Annotated in this window: 21 protein-coding genes and 1 riboswitch; of the genes, 15 read left to right on the forward strand and 6 right to left on the reverse strand. The window is 43.1% G+C overall.

Annotated features, from left to right (window positions below; all coding sequences use genetic code 11):
* Positions 1-23 precede the first annotated feature (23 nt).
* From galE to AC787_RS33915, 3 genes are all read left to right on the forward strand, one after another.
* On the forward strand, positions 24-1,094 hold the full coding sequence (gene galE, locus AC787_RS29455) for a UDP-glucose 4-epimerase GalE (protein ID WP_054028524.1): 1,071 nt from the start codon (positions 24-26) through the stop codon (positions 1,092-1,094).
* An 80-nt stretch (positions 1,095-1,174) separates the two neighbouring features.
* Entirely contained in the window at positions 1,175-2,152 is a 978-nt protein-coding gene (locus AC787_RS29460; protein WP_054028525.1) for a family 43 glycosylhydrolase, read from the forward strand.
* 222 nt (positions 2,153-2,374) lie between these two features.
* Positions 2,375-2,456, forward strand: a riboswitch (cyclic di-GMP riboswitch).
* An 18-nt stretch (positions 2,457-2,474) separates the two neighbouring features.
* Positions 2,475-2,636: an anti-repressor SinI family protein gene (locus AC787_RS33915; protein ID WP_152970801.1), complete on the forward strand. Its 162-nt coding sequence runs from the start codon at positions 2,475-2,477 to the stop codon at positions 2,634-2,636.
* A 15-nt stretch (positions 2,637-2,651) separates the two neighbouring features.
* Here the strand turns inward: AC787_RS33915 and AC787_RS29465 are convergent, their stop codons facing one another.
* Positions 2,652-2,984, reverse strand: coding sequence for a helix-turn-helix domain-containing protein (locus AC787_RS29465; protein ID WP_054028526.1), 333 nt, complete (start codon positions 2,982-2,984; stop codon positions 2,652-2,654).
* A 336-nt stretch (positions 2,985-3,320) separates the two neighbouring features.
* On the opposite strand from AC787_RS29465, the gene AC787_RS29470 reads away from it, so the two are divergent.
* The 7 genes from AC787_RS29470 (at position 3,321) to AC787_RS29495 (ending at position 9,883) form a co-directional block, all read left to right on the forward strand.
* Positions 3,321-5,261, forward strand: coding sequence for a lasso peptide isopeptide bond-forming cyclase (locus tag AC787_RS29470; protein ID WP_054028527.1), 1,941 nt, complete (start codon positions 3,321-3,323; stop codon positions 5,259-5,261).
* 16 nt (positions 5,262-5,277) lie between these two features.
* Positions 5,278-5,421 (forward strand): paeninodin family lasso peptide, encoded by a 144-nt coding sequence (locus tag AC787_RS33920; protein WP_235561156.1) that lies wholly within the window; start codon positions 5,278-5,280, stop codon positions 5,419-5,421.
* A gap of 83 nt (positions 5,422-5,504) precedes the next feature.
* On the forward strand, positions 5,505-6,437 hold the full coding sequence (locus AC787_RS29475; protein ID WP_321166185.1) for an aldolase: 933 nt from the start codon (positions 5,505-5,507) through the stop codon (positions 6,435-6,437).
* Between the two features lie 3 nt (positions 6,438-6,440).
* Positions 6,441-6,749 (forward strand): lasso peptide biosynthesis PqqD family chaperone, encoded by a 309-nt coding sequence (locus AC787_RS29480; protein WP_054028529.1) that lies wholly within the window; start codon positions 6,441-6,443, stop codon positions 6,747-6,749.
* 15 nt (positions 6,750-6,764) lie between these two features.
* Complete coding sequence (locus AC787_RS29485; protein ID WP_054028530.1) at positions 6,765-7,223, forward strand: lasso peptide biosynthesis B2 protein; 459 nt, start codon at positions 6,765-6,767, stop codon at positions 7,221-7,223.
* Positions 7,224-7,243: 20 nt separating this feature from the next.
* Positions 7,244-9,049, forward strand: a complete 1,806-nt coding sequence (locus AC787_RS29490; protein ID WP_054028531.1) for an ABC transporter ATP-binding protein — start codon at positions 7,244-7,246, stop codon at positions 9,047-9,049.
* Positions 9,050-9,118: 69 nt separating this feature from the next.
* Complete coding sequence (locus tag AC787_RS29495; protein WP_054028532.1) at positions 9,119-9,883, forward strand: metallophosphoesterase; 765 nt, start codon at positions 9,119-9,121, stop codon at positions 9,881-9,883.
* A 14-nt stretch (positions 9,884-9,897) separates the two neighbouring features.
* On the opposite strand, the gene AC787_RS29500 is transcribed toward AC787_RS29495, so the two are convergent.
* The gene (locus AC787_RS29500) at positions 9,898-10,785 is read right to left on the reverse strand and encodes an AraC family transcriptional regulator (RefSeq protein WP_054028533.1); all 888 of its coding nucleotides are present in this window, start codon (positions 10,783-10,785) and stop codon (positions 9,898-9,900) included.
* A gap of 125 nt (positions 10,786-10,910) precedes the next feature.
* Between AC787_RS29500 and AC787_RS29505 the strand changes: the two genes are divergently transcribed.
* Together AC787_RS29505 and AC787_RS29510 are read left to right on the forward strand one after the other, a co-directional pair.
* Positions 10,911-11,687, forward strand: a complete 777-nt coding sequence (locus AC787_RS29505) for a phytanoyl-CoA dioxygenase family protein (protein WP_054028534.1) — start codon at positions 10,911-10,913, stop codon at positions 11,685-11,687.
* A gap of 313 nt (positions 11,688-12,000) precedes the next feature.
* Positions 12,001-13,356 carry a dicarboxylate/amino acid:cation symporter gene (locus AC787_RS29510; protein ID WP_054028535.1) on the forward strand — a complete coding sequence of 452 codons (1,356 nt, stop codon included), beginning with the start codon at positions 12,001-12,003 and terminating at the stop codon, positions 13,354-13,356.
* Positions 13,357-13,435: 79 nt separating this feature from the next.
* Here AC787_RS29510 and AC787_RS29515 read toward each other — a convergent pair whose 3' ends face one another.
* Together AC787_RS29515 and AC787_RS29520 are read right to left on the reverse strand one after the other, a co-directional pair.
* Positions 13,436-13,714: a hypothetical protein gene (locus tag AC787_RS29515; protein WP_054028536.1), complete on the reverse strand. Its 279-nt coding sequence runs from the start codon at positions 13,712-13,714 to the stop codon at positions 13,436-13,438.
* Between the two features lie 50 nt (positions 13,715-13,764).
* Complete coding sequence (locus AC787_RS29520) at positions 13,765-14,061, reverse strand: DUF3055 domain-containing protein (protein WP_179089790.1); 297 nt, start codon at positions 14,059-14,061, stop codon at positions 13,765-13,767.
* Positions 14,062-14,191: 130 nt separating this feature from the next.
* On the opposite strand from AC787_RS29520, the gene AC787_RS29525 reads away from it, so the two are divergent.
* Both AC787_RS29525 and AC787_RS29530 read left to right on the forward strand, forming a co-directional pair.
* Positions 14,192-14,878 (forward strand): GntR family transcriptional regulator, encoded by a 687-nt coding sequence (locus tag AC787_RS29525; RefSeq protein ID WP_054028537.1) that lies wholly within the window; start codon positions 14,192-14,194, stop codon positions 14,876-14,878.
* Positions 14,879-15,060: 182 nt separating this feature from the next.
* A complete protein-coding gene (locus AC787_RS29530) occupies positions 15,061-16,215 on the forward strand; it encodes a Gfo/Idh/MocA family protein (RefSeq protein ID WP_054028538.1) in 1,155 nt (384 codons plus the stop codon).
* Between the two features lie 177 nt (positions 16,216-16,392).
* On the opposite strand, the gene AC787_RS29535 is transcribed toward AC787_RS29530, so the two are convergent.
* Positions 16,393-17,562: a glycosyl hydrolase family 8 gene (locus AC787_RS29535; RefSeq protein ID WP_200930786.1), complete on the reverse strand. Its 1,170-nt coding sequence runs from the start codon at positions 17,560-17,562 to the stop codon at positions 16,393-16,395.
* Between the two features lie 438 nt (positions 17,563-18,000).
* Here AC787_RS29535 and AC787_RS29540 point away from each other — a divergent pair, with 438 nt between their 5' ends.
* Positions 18,001-18,999 (forward strand): HRDC domain-containing protein, encoded by a 999-nt coding sequence (locus tag AC787_RS29540; RefSeq protein WP_054028540.1) that lies wholly within the window; start codon positions 18,001-18,003, stop codon positions 18,997-18,999.
* A 42-nt stretch (positions 19,000-19,041) separates the two neighbouring features.
* Here AC787_RS29540 and AC787_RS29545 read toward each other — a convergent pair whose 3' ends face one another.
* Positions 19,042-20,052: a zinc dependent phospholipase C family protein gene (locus AC787_RS29545; RefSeq protein WP_054028541.1), complete on the reverse strand. Its 1,011-nt coding sequence runs from the start codon at positions 20,050-20,052 to the stop codon at positions 19,042-19,044.
* Between the last annotated feature and the right edge of the window lie 65 nt (positions 20,053-20,117).

Below are 20,117 nucleotides of genomic sequence, written 5' to 3' on the forward strand. Positions count from 1 at the left end.
ATATCTGGAGAGGAGTTAATGGAATGGCGATCTTAATTACAGGCGGTGCCGGTTATATCGGGAGTCATACATGTGTAGAGCTTCTTGATGCGGGGTATGAGGTAGTTATCGTCGATAATTTGTCAAACAGCAGTCATATCTCTTTAGAAAGAGTAGCGGAAATTACGAACAAAACATTTACGTTTTACAAAATGGACCTTTTGGATCGAAACGGGCTGGAGGGTGTTTTTGCTAGACATCCGATTGATGCGGTTATACACTTCGCAGGTCTAAAGGCTGTTGGCGAATCTGTACAACTGCCGTTGTCTTATTATCATACGAATATTACAAGTTCCTTAATACTATGTGAGGTCATGAAGAAATTTGGAGTACATAAGCTTGTATTCAGTTCCTCGGCAACCGTATATGGCACGCCTGAGCAGATACCGATTGCAGAAGGCTCTCCACTTGGAGCTACGAATCCTTACGGAAGGACGAAGCTCATGATGGAGCAAATTTTGGAGGATTTAGCCCATTCGAACGAGAGGTGGGGGATATCCATTTTACGTTACTTTAACCCAATTGGCGCGCATAAAAGTGGTAGAATTGGTGAGAATCCCAGTGGTATTCCGAATAATCTGATGCCTTACATATCGCAGGTAGCTGTAGGCAAGCTCAAGCAGGTAAACGTTTTTGGCAGCGATTATCCTACTCTAGATGGCACTGGCGTAAGAGATTATATCCATGTCGTGGATCTTGCGCTCGGGCATTTGCGGGCATTAGAGAAAATCATGAATAAATCAGGCGTGGATATATATAATCTTGGTACCGGACGCGGTTATAGCGTGCTAGAAATGATCGCTGCATTTGAAAAGGTTTCGGAGCGCAGCATTCCATATGCAATCTCTAATCGAAGACCAGGCGATATTGCTATTTGTTATGCGGATACGCTTAAGGCGAATGAAGAACTGAATTGGGCTGCGACAAGGGGAATTGAAGAGATGTGCAGGGACTCCTGGCGGTGGCAAAATTCAAATCCGAACGGCTATGAGGAGGAATCATATTTAAAATCCGAACAGGCAGAGACTTCGTATAAAATACCGGCACAATTATGATTTTTTTAGTTTTTTAAGAGAGACTTAGCTCCGCAAGGATTGCGTGGATGTCTTTATAAGAACATAAAGGGGTATGTAGAGTGGAGATTATTTTAATTATAGCTATTCTTATTGCAATGTTGCTATTAATTAATATGAGATACAACAAAAAAATGGATTCATTTTTGTGGTCTATCAGGGTATTTAGCCATAATACTTTTATTCATGAAGTCCCTAATGATAGTATCTTTATTAAACCAACCTTGCAGGCTTCGGACATAACTGATGTCATTGCTGAACTTGTTGCGGATCCATTTCTATTCATTGAAGGGTCGGACTACTACTTGTTTTTTGAAATTTACAATAAGGTTACAGAAAAAGGGGAAATAGGCTTAGCGACTAGCGGAGATGGTGAGAATTGGAGCTATCAAAAAATAATTTTAACTGAGAAATTTCATTTATCTTATCCTCAAGTGTTTAAATTTCAAAATGAATTTTATATGATACCAGAATCTATTGGCGCTAATAAGGTTCTTTTGTATAAAGCCAAAAACTTTCCTTATCAATGGGAGATTGCCCAGGAGCTATTAAGCGGTAAATACGTAGATCCATCCATATTTCAATACAAAGACAAGTGGTGGATGTTTGCTGCAACAGATGGGCAATTGCATCTGTTTTATGCGAACAATCTTCAAGAGAATTGGACGGAGCATAAGCAAAGTCCGCTTATTCGAAATAATATCCATATAACTAGACCTGGAGGCAGAATAATTGTAGATGACGATCTTATTTACAGATATACGCAAGAAGGTCTGCCGTACTATGGACATTCGGTGAGTTTGTTCAAAATAACCAAGCTGTCAGAGGAACATTTCGAAGAGGAGAAAGTGAATACAGTTCTTGAAGGCTCAAATATGGATAACGATTGGAGAAAAGATGGAATGCACCATATTGATCAAATAAAACTTAATGATCATCAATGGTTAATCGCAGTTGATGGCCATCATATTAAAAAAAGTCATTATTTTGCATGGAAGCTTAATCGTATCATGTCAAAAATTCAATTTTCAATCCGATAACAGAACTCTTCCCAAATTTTTGATAAACGGAATTACTACTTATGTTCGTATTTTCCCCTCTGGTTCGAGTGCTTGAAGGTAAATCAAGTATTAGTTCGATCTTTCTATATTTAACAATGATTAAAGAAATTCGACAAAAATTGTATTTATCTATCATATTTGTGAGACATGAAGCGACAGCATGCGCATTTTTAATGGTCTATAATACATATAAACGAATGACAAGCATAGGGAGACGTTGAAATGCGTTTAGTATCTGGGCACCTTAAACGCATGGAGTCAGTGGTGCAACCGTCCCAAAATGAATGGGGGACATGGGAAAATGGTACTTGTAAAATCAGAAGACAATCAGGACTTGGATATGGAGTGGGTAGCATTAATCATGAATGCACGTTCTTTGGGGTTTAGCAAGGAAGATGTGCGAAAGGTATTGCTATGCCTTGAGGAAAGCAAGAAAGACGATATCCAAGAAACTGCCATATAAAAGTAAAAAAAAGCGCTACTCGCGCTTAATTTTCCATTTATTAAATTCTAAAAACTCTTTAAACTGATCCTTGCTCACGCCAGATGCCATGGCTTCTCTTACTAACTCAGCCCATTCAGTGTCTAAATGGTCAGGCTTGCGATCAGTTTTTTCGTCGTTATTGAGAAACTCTTCAACCGTTACATTCAAGACGGTGCCTACCTTTTCGAGAAATTGAATCGAAGGATTTTGCTGGAGCCCTCGTTCAATGGAGCTTAAGTAAGATTTTGCGACGCCCGCTCGTTGAGACAACTCAGTGAGAGATAGGCCTTTTCTCTTGCGCAGCATTTGAATGCGTTCTCCGATCATAACAAACTCCTCCGTTATCACATCGTTGTAGACAATTTCTATTATAACGAATAATTCTTAATTGCGAAAGCTTGTATGTTATAACTCACATTAATTTTTATACAGAAAATAGAAACCGTTTATTATTAACAATAAGTGGGTATTTTGGTCTGTTGTTTTTTATAAAGAACAAAAAACATTGAATATTTTGCGAAAAACGTTTCGGAGTTGTTGACAAAGGCGAAATTACGATGTAATATGCAGTTATGTTCTTTATTAAGAACTGATTGGTGAATAAATGATTTTGAATATTGTTCATTATGTAGAACGGTATTTGATGTCCCAACGGAGGAAATAATGAGCGCTATCGCAGGAGTTTTACAAACTGACAAAGGAAGTAATGCTTGTAAGCAAGGCAGCGGATTGATGGAAGCTTTATCTCATTATCCTTGTGATACAGCACAGGCTTGGCATGAGGATGATATTTTTCTAGGCTGCCATAACCAGTGGATTACACCAGAGTCAATTGGCGAGCGCAACCCTTATTTTGATTCCAAAAGAGACCTTGTCATAACCGCAGATGCTATTATTGATAACCGTGAAGAGTTGTTTAACCAACTGCTGGTAGAACACCAGTTAAGAGGGCGAATGTCGGATAGTGAGTTGATTCTGCTCGCTTATGATAAGTGGGGCAATGAAACTCCTAAATATTTGGTAGGCGATTTTGCATTTATAATCTGGGATCGAAGAAATCGTCAGCTGTTTGGTGCAAGAGATTTCTCTGGCGGTCGCACTTTGTATTATCATCGGAATGCTGAACGGTTCGCCTTTTGCACGACGATTGAGCCACTCCTTTCATTATCTGGAAATAAAAGAATGTTAAATGAGCAATGGCTTGCCGAGTTTCTAGCAATTTCCGGGATGGTAGACGTTGCGGATGCTTCACAAACGGCATATAGAAATATCGAGCAGCTTCCCCCCTCTCATACAATTACAATAAAAGCAGAGCGAATCACACTTGAAAGATATCACCAGCTTAAAGCTGATGAGCGCATTCGTTTCAAATCGAATAATGAATATGTTGAAGCGTTCCAAGATGTGTTTCAGCAAGCTGTGGCTTCAAGACTAAGGACATATCGGCATGTCGGGGCACAACTTAGTGGAGGTTTAGACTCTGGAGCTATCGTAAGTTTCGCATCAAAGGCATTACTTCCGAATAATAAAAAGCTGCATACGTTTAGCTTTGTACCAACAAGTGATTTCGTTGATTACACATCAAAAAACATGATACCAAATGAAAGACCCTATATTGAGTCAACAGTTAAGTACGTTGGGGGTATTGAGGATCACTATCTGGATTTTCATGGGAGAGACTCTTATTCCGAGATTGACGATTTTCTAGAGATTATGGAAATGCCCTACAAGTTTTTTGAGAACTCTTTCTGGATGAAAGGGATGTTCGAGAAGGCCGAGGAGCAGGGCGTGGGCGTACTGCTTAATGGGGGCAGAGGGAATTTATCTATTTCATGGGGAGCCGCCATTCCTTATTACGCAACACTGTTGAAAAAAATGAAATGGATCAAGCTGCTTCGCGAAATGCGTCAGTACAGTTTGAATATTGGTTCAGGTCGCGCGCATGTATTTTCAAACGTCCGCCGTGCCGCATTTCCGATCATTGAGCAGCTTCGACCTCATAGAGAGTTATATCATTATCCGACTATTATTGATCCTGAGTTCGCTAAACGAACGGATGTGTTTCATCGCCTTAGAGAGCACGGTTTTGATGGAACGGGATGGTTTGCAGCCAAAAATGTATACGAAGAAAGAAGAAGCCATTTTGACGAAGTCTTTCATTGGAATGCCGGCAATACATTATCGACAAAGCTTTCATTAAGACACTCTTTATGGAAACGCGATCCGACCAATGATATAAGGGTGATTCGGTTTTGTTTGTCTCTTCCGGAGAGTCAATACGTTCAGAACGGAATGGATCGCGCGCTGGTTAGGCGTGCAACCGATAAGCTTTTACCCGATCAGGTAAGGCTAAACCAGCGTACTAGAGGAGTACAAGGGGCAGATTGGGTACATCGTATGCTACCGAAGTGGCAAGCGTTCACCGATGAGCTGCGACAAATGAGCGAGGATCGAGCGTTCATGACGTTCGTAGACGTCAGAGTTCTGCGAACATCGCTTTCACATTTACTGAAAGGCGCTCAGCCAATGCATGCCATTGATCCGAACTTTAGATTGCTTATGCGAACCCTAATTGTTTATCGATTTCTTAAAAAAATGATTTGAAGGGAGGTGACAATCAATGCAAGTGAAAAAACAATGGAACAAACCTGAACTAGAAGTCCTTCATGTACATATGACCGCGGCTTCCACTAAAACCGGTCCTTATACTGATGAGGCATACGTGCCGGGTGAATATTCCGAAGATCCTCGTTTCACTAGCTAAGGCATTATGAATGTTATGAAAAAGAAAGCCCTTATACATTTGGTGTATATGGGCTTTCTAGCTATTATCAAGGAATTGACGGAGTGAGGACATTGTTACTAACAGAAACTAAGATGGTGTACAAAGCATTTGGTCTAACGATAGCTAGCGAGCTTGCGCTGCCGGAGCTGTCCTGTATTTCTGGAGAAAGCGAGTATATCGATATTCAGATCGTAATCGACTGTTCTCTATCGAAGAAAAAGGATTTAGTGCCTTATGACTTTGTTGTTGAGAATCAGATCGTAACCGTAAACATGCCGGATGCGGGAATTTTTCGGATTGAAAACGGCGACAGAATTATCCTTGCTCCCAATGAAGGCGCAGACGAGGATTTGATTCGGCTCTACGTGCTCGGAACCTGTATTGGTGCCTTGCTGTTGCAGCGCGGCATTTATCCTCTCCACGGCAGTGCCATTGCAATTGATGGCAAAGCATACGCATTCGTTGGCCACTCAGGTGCAGGTAAATCAACGCTGGCATCCGCCTTCATTAAAAAAGGCTACGAGCTTTTAAGCGATGATGTTATTGCCGTTTCGCAGTCTGCAGCAGATCCTGTACCGCTTGTTATTCCAGCGTATCCCCAGCAGAAGCTGTGGCAGCAAAGCTTGGATGCTTTTGGGCTTAGCAACGATAAGCTCAGGACGATTTATGGCAGAGAAACTAAATTTTGCATTCCTGTCGAAGCCGACTTTTGCTCTATGGCTTTGCCACTTGCAGGGGTGTTTGAGCTTACAAAGACCGATTTAACGCAGGTGAGTATTTGTTCTATTCCAAAGCTTGCTCGTCTGGATATTCTGTTTCAGCATACATATCGGCAATTTTTGGTACAAAAGCTTGATTTAACGCGTTGGCATTTTAAACGCTCAGCCGCCCTTGCGATGGATTTGCATATGTATCAGCTGCAGAGACCGACGTCGGGTTTTACGGCACCGGAGCTGGTCGATCTCATTATAAATACGATTTCTACGGGGGATTAGAAGATGACAAAGAGCCAAGCGATTACCATTCATACTTTATTATTGGAGCAACTCATTGTACAAGACAGCAACAACATCGTTAGCGATATGGGTGGGGAAAAAGTGATTTTGAGCATAGAGAACGGCAAATATTATAATCTCGGAATGATGGGAAGCCAAATTTGGGATTTGATAAAAGAGCCTGTCGTGATTTCAGTTGTCGTAGAGGCATTGCTGGAGCAATTTGAAGTAGCTAAAGAAGTGTGCGAGGAGCAGGTGCTCTCCTTTTTGTCCCATCTGCTGGAAGAACGACTCGTTCATATTAAAGCTTAGTTAAGCGGTGATATGATGGGAAAGCTGATGAGATTGAAAGTGCTGCTCTCACTGGATTTCAAGACGATACTTTTATTAATAGAAGCGACCCTTTTACTGGGCTTGGCACGACTTCGCATACGTTATCAGCCATTTGGCAAAATAGCTCCTTCGCTAGGGGAATATATGAAAGAGACCGTGACTGAATCATCGGCGGAGCACAGAGAAATCTTGGTTGATATTAGGACTGTTATCCATTTGGCCAGCAGACATACTCCTTGGGATAGCAAATGTCTTGCCCGAGCCATGACAGGCATGCAAATGCTGAAAAGGCGGGGTATAAGCAGTACGCTGTACTTAGGAACGACAAAGGACGAAGTGGGTAAACTGATCGCGCATGCTTGGCTGCGAAGCGGTTCCTTCTATGTAAGCGGAGCCGAAGAAATGCATCGGTTTACGGTCACGGGCATGTTTGCCCAAGCAACCTATTATTAGTTACGGAAAGTGATGAAGCGATGAATCATCTCATGTATTTCTCCAAAAAACTGCATGCATACGGCGGCAAGGTGCTTTACTTGAATCTCTTCGGGATGATGCTTGTCGGATTACTTGACGGAGCAAGTATATTGCTGTTAGCGCCTTTGCTTAGCGTTATCGGTATCGTCAATATTCCGCTGTCATCATTCCCCGATATTGCATGGCTGTCGTCACTGCAAGAGCTTCCGAAAGAGAGAGCTCTTTTCATTATCTTATTATTTTATGTTGGGCTTGTTGCTTTACAGGGAATAATCGGACGTAATTTAAGTCTTAGGGAAATTCGGATACATACAGGTTTTGTGAATAATATACGTTTGGAGCTTTACCGAGCGCTTCTGCAAGCGAATTGGGGGTTATTTTTAAAGAAGAGAAAGACGGATCTTATCAATTCGTTGACAGGCGAGCTGGGACGTGTGACTAACGGCGCTTTTCTTTCTCTTCAACTTATCGCGTCCTCTGTATTTACGGTTATTCAAGTTGGAATTGCTTTGTTTGTTTCTGTCAAAATGACATTGTTTGTTCTGGGTTGCGGATTAGTTATTGCGTTTCTCTCCAGAAGATTTATCAAGCAATCCAGGATGATTGGAGCCGCAACAACGGAGCTAGCTCAAAGCTATATGGCCGGCATCACCGATCATTTTAATGGGATGAAGGATATTAAAAGCAATTTGCTCGAAGCCTCACGTTATCGCTGGCTGCTCGGCTGGTCGGAGAAGATTGCGCAGGAAAGGTATGAAAGCTCAAAAGTGCGAAGCAACTCGCAGCTTTTTTACAAGCTGTTCTCGGCTATCATGATCGCCGGTTTTGTATTTGGTTCGGTGATGCTGTTTCAGAGCCAAGGGGGCTATTTATTGCTGATCATGGTCATTTTCTCGCGATTATGGCCGCGTTTTACAGGAATCCAATCAAATATTGAGCAAATAGCTTCAGCTCTGCCTGCCTTCAAAACGTTGATGGAACTTCAAGAACAATGTTTAAGCCACAGGGAACTGCAGGAAGCCGAGAGCTTGGGCGGAGATTTTATCCTGCCACTTAAGCTCAACCATCAGCTCGAATGCCGCCAAGTCTATTTCCGCTATGATCAGCAGCAGCCAGAGTTTACGCTGGAAGCTATTAATTTGCGCATCCCTGCTAATGGCATGACAGCAATTGTTGGACAATCAGGCGCTGGAAAGAGCACCTTAATTGATTTGATGATGGGGCTTATGAAGCCTGATCAAGGTTCTGTGCTCATTGACGGGAAGACGCTTACGGATGAAGATTTATTATCATTAAGAAGATCCATCAGTTATGTCCCGCAGGAACCATTTCTTTTCCATGGTACAATTAGAGACAATTTGATACTAATCGATCCTAATGCAACGGAAGAGCAAATATGGGAAGCGTTGGAGTTCTCATCTGCAGCTGAATTTGTTCGAAAACTCCCACAAGGAATAGATACGATTATCGGTGATCGGGGTATTCGGTTATCGGGCGGGGAGCGCCAGAGACTTGTTTTAGCTAGAGCTATACTCAGGCAGCCATCAATTCTTATATTAGACGAGGCTACGAGCGCACTGGACAGCTTAAACGAAACGAAAATTCAAGAAGCCATTGAGCGACTAAAGGGGAAAATGACCGTTATCGTGGTGGCTCATCGACTATCGACCATTCGGAATGCAGATCAGGTTATTGTATTAGAAAATGGGAAAATCGTACAAACAGGCCATTTCATGATGCTCGCCGAGGACAAGAAAGGACTGTTCAGCCGTTTGCTAGGCAATCAGCTGCAAGTAGCTTTATAGACGAAACTTTACTATACTGTTATGGGATAGATTAATTCAGACATTGTTTCAGTGATTAGGAGGACATATTTGGCTATTATAATAACGCTCTCAATATCCGTGCTTCTCTTGTACCTGTTCTTTATCCTCCCAACCCAGTGGCTAAAAATCGAAAAGATAACCCACCCAATCGGCATTAACAAACGCATATTGCAAATTAGTGATTTGCATGTAGACAGGCTGCGCATAAGCGCAAAGCGAATTCAGAATATCATTGCTTCTGCGAAGCCTGACTACATTTTTCTGACTGGCGACTATACCTATAAAGAACACTATCTTCCGCGGGTAGGCTATTACTTAAAGGCTATTTCAGATAGCGGAATACCCGTCTATGCGGTGCTTGGAAACCATGATTATGAGCTTCCGCGTTTAAAGAATCTGCTTGATCTATTTCATGTGTATGGCATTCAAGTGCTCCGCAACGAAAATGTCGTGCTCGATGATTTTCAACTTATTGGAATCGATGATGACTGCTCTCATCATAGCCGCATCAGGCCGTCGTTCAGAGGAATTGAAAACAACAAGCCCATCGTCATTATGACGCATGATCCGAATGTCGTTCTGAAAATTAATCACCCTTATCATTATTTGATGGCTGGTCATCTGCATGGAAAGCAGCTGAACGTGCCGTTCTTTTTTGCATTAAAGCCAAAAGGTCCACTTTCCGTGAAAGGGATCTACAAAGGCCTTCATAACAATCAGGATGGCACCTTCTATATTTCCAAAGGTATCGGTCAAGCAGGCGTTAACGCAAGGTTTATGGTCAGAAGTGAAATAACGATTCATGACCTATAAATCTATGGCAGGAGCTAGTCAACTTCGGTATTTCTGCGGCTTGCCTCTCGAAAGGCAGCTGGAGGAATACCTTTGGCATCGGCAAAGGTTCGAGAGAAATAATGTACAGACGAGAATCCGCAGCGCTCAGCAATGGTCTTAATCGGCGTTGATGTTTGCGATAGCAACTGCTCTGCAACTCGGACTCGCTCGTTTCTAACGAGCATGGAGAAGGACTCATGCACGCTTTGCGCAAACAGTCTGGATAGATGGCGCTCGGATACATTAATGTAGCGGGCAACCTCTGACAGGCTCAAATTGGCGCCTAAATTATCGCGTATGTAAAGCTTGGCGCGGCTGATGAGAATAGCAGCATTTGAAGCGGGCAAAATGATTTCAGTGTTTTTGTTCCTCCCGCCTACAATGATAGGAAAGGTAAGGATCAGGGCATGCGCAAGTTGATTCAATAATGAAATCGGCACAGCGAAGATTTCATCGCTTGGAATGAGCAGTGATCGCCAAATTTGAGCAGTAGGAGAATGATGCTGGTTTTCCATCCATATAGGACCGCTGTTTAAAGACTGATTATAATATTCGAATTCATCAGGCTTCGAAAGCTTCTCATCAAGTTCGTAGGCAACATATAATAAATCCAATTGGTCTACGTCTCTAATTTGATGGCGGACATTTGGCCGCGAGCAAAAGAGCACACCTTCATGCAAAGGATAAGCCGTTCCGCCCTCCTCATAAATACCCGTACCTCCAGCCACGTAGCATACCTCAAAAAAAGAATGCTTATGAACAGCATTTGCGACTAGCTTTGGCACCGCTCCCCAGTAATAGACATGGATGGTCAAGCTCTCCCCCTGCAGTAATCTTGCATATCGATTCAAGCGTTCTTCGCTTTTTGACCAAACATACATTTGAACGATCAGCTCCTATGGCGTAATAATGCAAAAAAATGTCGTTAACAGGTAAATACGATAGCACTATATCCTATCTATAATTAAACCATATTCATACTAATTATACGATAAGGGGAATGAACATGATCACTAACGAAGATGTGCAATTTTATAAAGAAAATGGATACTTTCTAGCTAGAGGCGTGTTTAACAATGAAGAGGTAGTGGAGATGAGAGCTGCGGTTGAGCGTGTCATTCAGCGAGCGGCACTGGCTCAGGCTGATCATAACCACGCATGGCAAGGAGATTTTTTGCCGCCTGAGCAGCTTAAGAAGCTAGTTCTGAAAGGCTTCCATGATGTGCATTATCATGATGCATCATTTACAAGGGCAGTCATTCATCCGAATATGGTTGCCGTATTGAACGGAATAATTGGTCCCAATGTTCAGCTCCATCACTCGAAAATGCTTGTGAAGCCGCCTGCTAATGGAGCAGCGTTTCCTATGCATCAGGATTATCCTTATTTTCCTCACCACAACCATTCGATGCTGGCTGCAAGCGTTCATCTTGACGATGCCGATGCAGAAAATGGCTGCTTAGCGGTGATCCCTGGTTCTCATTTGGAAGGACCGCTGAATCATGTGGGAAGGCATTATCTCAATCATAAGGAATATCCAATCTCATCTGGAACGCTTTGTCCTGCGAAGGCAGGGGACGTGCTGTTCTTCAATTACTTGACGATTCATGGATCGGATGTTAACCGCAGTGACAGAACAAGAAGAAATGTATTGTTTCAATATCGTGATGCTGCAGACAAACCGACGGAAAATACTCATTTTGATTGGGGCATGGGCCTCATGGTTAGCGGGGAAAACGTCGACTTCAACAACGTAAAACCAAAATTTCAAATTACGGAGTAACTCGTTATTCTAAGGTTACGCCAGTTCGAGACGCATAACAACCGGCTTCAAAAGGTTGATGTGCGTCTCTTTTTTGTGAGAAGTAATACTTGGAAGCGCTCTACATATTTATAGTAAGGCAACTCGGAAAAAGTAATTCGAATATTTATTTGGCAGGTATGGAAAAATCATATTGACATAAGTTTGACAACGATGATATATTGTTTCTGCAAAGTGGAGTATTCTTATCGGAATTAAAGTGCGATTAATTTTAAAAGTTAATTTGTGCTATTTATCATAGGTGTGTAGAGACAGAAGGGATGATTAATGTATTATGGAAAATAATTTATTGACAGCAATCGAAACAAACTGGATCAGTTTAGTTGTATCAGCAATAATACTTGGCGGTCTTTATTTTATGGCCAAAAAACGTGTAAGCTTCGGAACGAGGGTATTGGTCGCACTAGGGCTTGGCCTTGTTGCAGGTATTATTTTTAACAACTTTAAACTAGACACTGAGGGCGTAGGTACAATTGGATCCATCTATATTAATTTAATAAAGATGATCGTTATTCCACTCGTTTTTGTTCTCGTTATTAACAGTATTATCTCGATCACGAATCTTGAGTTTCTACGCAAGCTTAGCGTTAAGACCATCAGTTGGTTTTTGGCAACGACAGGGGTAGCAGCAATTATCGGACTTCTAGTTGCATCCGCTATTAATCCTGGTGCAGGCTTCGAAATGAAAACACCTGAAAACTTTGAAGCACGTGAAGTGCCTAGCTTTTTCAAAGTAATCTTGGATCAAGTGCCTTCTAATCCGATTAACGATGCTGCAGAAGGTAAAGTAGTGCCAATTCTTATCTTCGCTTTATTCATTGCTGTTGCAATCGTTAAGGTAGGAGCAAAAAATCCGGATTCCGTTCAACCATTCAAAGCGTTCATTCAATCTGCAACTGTTATTATGCATCAGGTTGTTAAGTTTGTTCTTCGCTTTACACCGTATGGCGTGTATGCCTTGATTGCAGTTATGGCTGCAAGATACGGATGGGAAACACTTGAACCACTTGCCATGCTAATCCTTGTAACTTATATCGCACTACTTTTGCATTTTGTATTCGTCTTTGGTGGTCTAGTATCTTTTGTTGCAAAGGTTAATCCTTTGAAATTTTTCAGAAAAGCATATCCTACGGTAGCAGTAGCGTTCACAACGCGCAGCAGCTTTGCAACGCTTCCGGTCAATCTTGAAGTTATTACGAAGCGCCTTCGCGTTTCACCGAAAATCGCCAGCTTTGTAGCTCCACTTGGCGCTACAATGAACTTTAACGGCTGCGGCGGCATTTGGCCAGCAGTGGTAGCAGTATTCATCTCTCAGGTTTATGGCGTATCGCTTACTGCAACAGATTATGTACTTATCGTACTTGTTAGCGTGATCTCTTCGATCGGTGTTGCAGGCGTACCAGGACCAGCATCCATTTCGACAACAGTTGTACTGACAGCAGTAGGACTTCCACTTGAAGGTATTGCACTAGTTGTTGCCGTTGAATCACTAATTGATATGGGTCGTACGGCTGTTAATGCAACGGGTACTACGGTTACAGCATTGCTTGTTGCGAATTCTGAAGGTGAATTCGACCGTGAAGCATTTAACCGTGGTGAGGAAGATGACCTAGAACTTAATCCTGCATAAATCAATGAATGTAGAAGCTTAGAAAAAAGCCCTTGGACAAACACGTGATATAACGTGTTTACCCAAGGGCTTTGTTTGTTTATGGTTCATCGTGTACTTCAGGGAACGAATGGTCATACTCATCTTCACCGGGATAGTCACGAGGCAATCCTGCATGGAGCGCTCGATTCTCATAATTAAAGTTGCCCAATGAACGCTGATCGATTCGCCAAGGCGTACTTTTTCCTAGAAATGCCATCAGCAGATCGGAGCCGTACGGTCCATCTGGAAACTCCTCCGGAATTAGATCGTTACGTTGCGATTCAACTGTCGATACATCTGTATAGGGCTGACGATTTTCAGGAATAAATCGATCCATCAGCAGACTCCTCTCAAATGGTATTGGATTACCATTTCAGTGTACCCTTATTAATCGGTAAAATGCACCGTACCGACAACAAAGTATAAGAACTGAGCGAGCTCAGCCGCTTCTTCTTCTGTTAGCTTAAACGTATGTTCAAGATAACCTTCCTCTTCAAGGTCATCAGGGCCGATAATCGCTGTTTTGCCGAACTGCAGGTCAGTTATCAGCTTCTTGCCGTAAAAACGGCTTGTAGAGGTAATAGCAAGATCGAAACGCTTCAAGCTGGGTCCGATAAAAGTGACGTATCTGGTAGACGTTTCTTCCGTGGAATCAGACATAAAATCAAAATCAGGCAACAGCATAGGGTATAGCCTCCAATTCAATAATACAATCATTATACAATATTATGTTCTGCTTTGGCTTATTGCAGTTTATACGAGCTATGGTACATTATTAATAGCAGAGCCATGCCATCAGGAGGGGTACAATGATATGAACTTCAAATCCGAAACGTCGCGTGATGCAAAAGGATCAATCCGCGACTTTGTATACGATAAACTAAAAGCAGATATATTGGATTTGAAACTGGAGCCGGGCCGTTTTATCTCAGAGAAAGATATAATCGAGATGCTGAAGGTGAGCAGAACACCCATCAGGGAGGCATTCGTCAAGCTTTCACAAGAGGGGCTTATTGAAACGATTCCCCAGCGGGGTTCATTTATTTCTCATATCGATCTAGATATGGTGGAGGAGTCTCGATTCGTACGGGAAACGATGGAAAGTACGATCGTCAGGCTGGCATGCGAGCAGCTGAAGGCTGAACAAGTGCTGCAGCTGCAAAATTTGATTGCCTTGCAAGAGCTCTGTATCGAAGAGAAAAACTACAAGCGTTTGTTTGAGCTGGACGACGAGTTTCACAAAACGATCATCATTGGATGTGGGAAGCTCCGAACATGGAAGCTGCTTCAAGAACTAAGCGCCCATTACCAGAGGGTGAGGATGCTGCGCCTTGCTGCAAACGATGATTGGCATATTATTCTGAGTCAGCACCGTGCGATAGTAACAGCAATTAAGGAAAAGGATCCAGACGCGGCGGAAAAAGTTATGCATGAGCATTTGAATAGATTTCAGCTGGAGAAGGATGAGTTGAAAGAGAAATATCCCGCGTATTTTAAGTAGTATTGTGCAATGAAACGGCAGGCAACCTTACGGCAGGTGTCGGCTGTTTTTTGATTTTGTGGTACATATTCTTATGTGAGCATGGGTGATTACTTCTATTAAAAATAGTCATATGCACTCATATGATTTATTTGTATACTAGTATTATCAGTTAAGGAAAAAGACTAAGGAGATGGAATTATATGATTCGTGTTGCGATTATTGGAACCGGCTCTATATCGTCTGCTCATATCGATGCTTATCTGGCATTAGGAAACCGCTGCAGTATTGTTGCATTATACGATATTAATGCTGCAAGCGCGCAAGACAAGAAAACGAAGTTTCAATTGAGTAGTGAAATTGTAAACGATTACAAAGATTTGCTTTCTCGTGATGATATCGATTTGGTTTCAATTTGCACACCACCGTATACACACTCCGATCTTTCGGTAGACTTCCTGCAAGCAGGAAAACATGTCATTGTCGAGAAGCCAATGGCATCTTCGCTGGCTGAGTGCGATAGAATGAACGAAGCCGCTGTAGCATCAGGAAAAATTCTTTCCGTTATAAGTCAGAATCGTTTCGGCGATGCGATCATGAAGCTTAAGAGCGTGCTTGATTCAGGGCTTGCAGGACGAATTGTGCATGCGCAGGTTGATTCCTTTTGGTGGCGAGGATATACATATTACGATTTATGGTGGCGCGGAACTTGGGAGAAGGAGGGCGGGGGCTGCACACTAAACCATGCTGTTCACCATATCGATATGTTCCAATGGATGATGGGAATGCCGGATAAAGTTACGGCAATTATGGCTAATACTTCTCATGATAATGCGGAAGTTGAGGATTTGTCGGTTGCCATTCTGTCCTACCCGCGAGCGCTCGCTCAAATCACAAGCTCTGTCGTTCATCACGGACAGGAGCAGAAGCTCATTTTTCAAGGGGAGAAAGCGCGGGTATCCATGCCATGGCAGGTGACAGCTTCTTCTGCGCAGGAAAACGGTTTTCCTATAGAAAACCCGGAATTGGAGCAGCAAATTGCAGCTGTTGCGGATGGTGTTGCTTCCTTAACCTATGTAGGGCACAAAGGTCAGTTGGATAATGTCATAACCGCGATTGAGAACGGCAGCGGTGATGTACTCGTAACGGGGGTGGAAGGAAGAAAAACGCTTGAGCTTATAACCGCCATTTATCAAGCATCCAGCACAGGAGCTGCGGTAGAGCTGCCTATACGTCCAGACAGCCCATTTTATACACGGGAAGGAATCATGGCGTCAGCGACCCACTTCTATGAGAAGAAAAACTCCGTTGCAGCATTCGGCAGCAATCAAATTACGGTAAGTGGAGAAAGCAAATAGGAGGCAACCGATATGGCGTTTGACGAATCGCTCAAGCTTTCAATTCGTGCGGGTACTGACGACGAAATATTTGTTAAAGTGTGAACTGCTAATCCGTAAGGAATGAAAAGAACGGCCATCTGCCATGAAGGAGCGGTGGCCGTTCTTTGTTTCACGCGACTGCTGCAGGAAGGAATGTCAATCCGAGGAGGTCCCCTCTTCAGCAGGCATAAAGATTTTAAAGTTGCCGCTAAGCGCAAGCATAGCAAAAAGATAGAGACAGTTGTCGTAATAGCGGCGGTCACCGGTGCGGAGCGGTGTGTTCCAGAGCAAATCAACACAAGCTTTGGCATGCGGTCCGTCGAAATTGGCAAGCGAGGCCATCGCGTTTGTCGCAAGCAGCCCGACGGGATGAAGTGATTTTTCCTCAAAGGACTCGCCAGCTATCGTATAGCGTCTGTAATCAGACGGATCAATACCTGAGAAAAACGCTTGAATCCGGTTCGCTTCCACATGCTGCCACGCATCGACGCCGAACCATTCCGTATCGAGTCCAATATTAGCGGCCACACGGTACGAATCGCTGTAAAAATGACCATATCCCCGTTCGTTGTTCGGAGTGCCGTCATAATAGGCGTACTCGGGTGCCAGTCCAGTAATGGGATGACATGAAAGCTTCAAATAATCTCTGCTCGCAGCAGCAGCTTCCTTCCAAAAATTACGGTCTTCCGGATTGGCCCACAGTGCAAAAAGCTCGTAAAAGTGCGGCAAATGGTAGGAGGGGTCAGAATAATTGCAATTAGGAATAAATTTGATCAATTTATTGGAAGGTTCCCACATCGGGTAACCTTCGTTATGTTCACCCTTATGCACACAGCTGTGGAGCAGATTCCGTGCTTGAGCCGCGTAATTAAAGGGAACAGAACCATCGCCCCATCGGTGGGATGCGAAGAAGAGGGCAAGGGCGAAATATTCCTCGCCGTCCGGCGCAGGACCGTTTGATCTTTTGGTGCCATCGGTATTGCATGACCAAGCGAAATAACCGGCATTTTCACCTTCACTCATGTACATGTAGGTCATCGTCCAATTCCATATCCGGTCAAAAACATCCTTGCGGTCCATCTGCACGGCCATCATCATGCCATAGGACATGCCTTCGGTGCGTACATCGAGATTGCCGGTATCTAACAGATAGCCCATATCGCTGCCGGCCTCGAAATAGATCCGCGTATCATCATTACCGTTGAACATGTTCTCCCAAGTATCCTCGACACGTCCCCAAATTTCTTCTTGGCTGTAACCGTACATCTTAAACAGATTCCGGTATTTTCCTGTGAAAAAAGCGCCTGTTCCAAGCTTAACCGACATCTCCACTCGCTCCCCCTAATTAAAATTTCTATTGCATGGATAAATTGTTAAATGGACTTCACCAAAACTTTACCTTTTACCTTACAGAGTTCCTACCCTATAAAGTTTATAGAGTACTGTAATTATTAAAGATCTGATCTTATTAACAAAGTCTGCCTTAAGAAATTGGACAATAACAAATGATTAAAACGATACTGGATAACCTAGTTAATAGTTATTTATCAAGCGTGATTATGCATCAACAAAATGCTTGTAATAAAGAAATCATTATGATAGCATGAAAGCAATCGAATCATTAAACGTGAGGAAGCACCTCCTTTGCCACAGGCAGAGGAGGTGCTTTTTGTTGTTTTCCGACATTCTCTTTTCTTGTTCGGACGCTTTCCTTGCCTTCAACCGATTCGTGACCACATCTATTTATTGGAGGATTGAGAAAACATGCAAATCGTATTTTTGAACACGTTCGAGAAGCTTGGTGAAGGTCAGCACATTGATAGCGCGCAGCTATCCATCTGTGAGAGTCAAGGCATTTGGGCAGTGCTGTGGGTGGAGTTGAATGAGGAAAGCGAAGATCCGATAACTTGGTTTGAAGGGACGTCGTGGGAGGAAATGATCGTGGCATTCCGTCACGGAATTGCAAGGGTCATGGGGGAAGGGTACGCACCAATTCTCGATGGCATGCTGGACGATCGCCGCTCTACAACCGGCAGCTTCGTAACGATGCTTCAGTGCTACGGTGAACTCCACGCCAATCAGGAGCTCTTCCAACAGCTTCGTGAATGGCGACGTACGAAAGCGATTGCTGAGAAGCGTTCCGCTTATCTTATCGCAACCAATCGTATGTTATGGATGATCAGTGCTTTTGTTCCGATGACAGCAGAGGAATTGACTCAAATTCCTGGATGGGGCAGCGCAAAACATATGTCATATGGATTAGAGGTTCTGGCGATTACGTGTGAAGCTAACCGTGAAACAGAATTTCCACTGCAATGGGTGAACGATAAATTGGACACTGCGGCTTATACACAATGGCTGTACAAACAAAAGGAATCAAGATATAAATCTCTGATGGATCGTCAAAAGGCGAAAAAGCATATTTTGAACATGGTGCAGCAGGGCGGGTCGCTTGAACAGCTTGGCGCGGAACTAGAGCTATCAAGGCGCGAATTAATGGACCGAATCGAGCAATTAGAACAAGAGGGCTATGATATGGAATCGCTAATAACGAGGGAGCTGGTAGAGATGCCAGAGGATGAGCAGCAGCTCGTATGGGAAGCTCTTTCTCTCGTCGGCGATAAATACTTGAAGCCGGTATTGCAGCAAGTATATGGGACTTTGGAAGCATCGCAGTTGGATAGGCCTGTTGATGTGCTTTATGAGCGCTTGAGGTTGATTAGGCTGCGTTTTAGAAGAAGCTTGACGAGCAAGGCGGTATAGTTAAAAAAAGGAATTAAAAAGATGGAAAAGGCTCCTTGTAATTCAAGGAGCCTTCATAATCCCAATTTGGTCAGCCCAAACCGTATCCGCAAAGCGGATCGTTGTACCAGAATCGCAATGAAGTCCCGTTTCATAGGAACGATTGTCAATGAAGGCGATGGCGTCTTCACGCAGGAGACGTACATGATAACGCTCCTCCTTTGTGAATTGTGGACTCTCATGTGCCCTTAACCAAGTCAGGATAGCGCTTACAACTTCAATAGCATCTTCTATAGCTTGATCCCATAATTGCCATACGCTCTCATAGTGATAGGTAGAGCCATCTACAGGATCAAGCCAAGGTTGTTCCTGTAGATTTAGTACATCAAAGGGCATTGCTCCTCTTTTATAAATGAAAGGCTCAATTTGTCCAAATGTTAGTTTTTGACGAATGCCAGTCGGATCATGGAATAAGCGCTGTGCTGCTGTGAAATCACGATACGCCTGGTTCCAATCCTCACGTTTAATGAGCGGAGCCAGCTCTTCATAATAGATGGCAACAATCGACTCGAAAGCGTCTACGATCGGAGGAGGAAAAGCTCCCTTCATATCAATATGCTTCCAGACTGCGGTTTTCCACGTTTCAATACCCCATAGCTCACGCGCAATTAAAGTGTCCATCATAATTTCAAAACGTTGATGGTCCCATTTGCGAAAGCCAGACTTGCTAAATACATAAGGATGAAGATTTCGATCCAGAATGTGATGCAAAACAAATCCAAGCGTGTATAGGATAGAGGAATCAGGACGATTCGGGCAGGCGGATCTGCCAACGACACTATCCAGCATTTCGACAAGCACGGGACCACAATTGCGATTATGCATTTCAGTTCCTAAACGATTTAAGGCTATACTACGCTGCCAAGGGAAAAAACGATGATAAAACAAAAAGTCAGGTCCTTGGCATCCCATATTAAATATATTTTTTTTCTCGTCTGATTCAATAAGCGTACTTTCGCCAAGCCTTTCTAATACAAGTTGTCCAAATATGAAATGAGCCCATACGTTAGGCATAGAAGAGGGACCTCCATTCCTATCAATATTCTACAGTTTTCGCTTTAAAAAATAGTGCTTTGGGT

Source organism: Bacillus sp. FJAT-28004 (assembly GCF_001280845.1).
In the GTDB taxonomy this organism is placed as follows: Bacteria; Bacillota; Bacilli; order Paenibacillales; family Paenibacillaceae; genus Pristimantibacillus.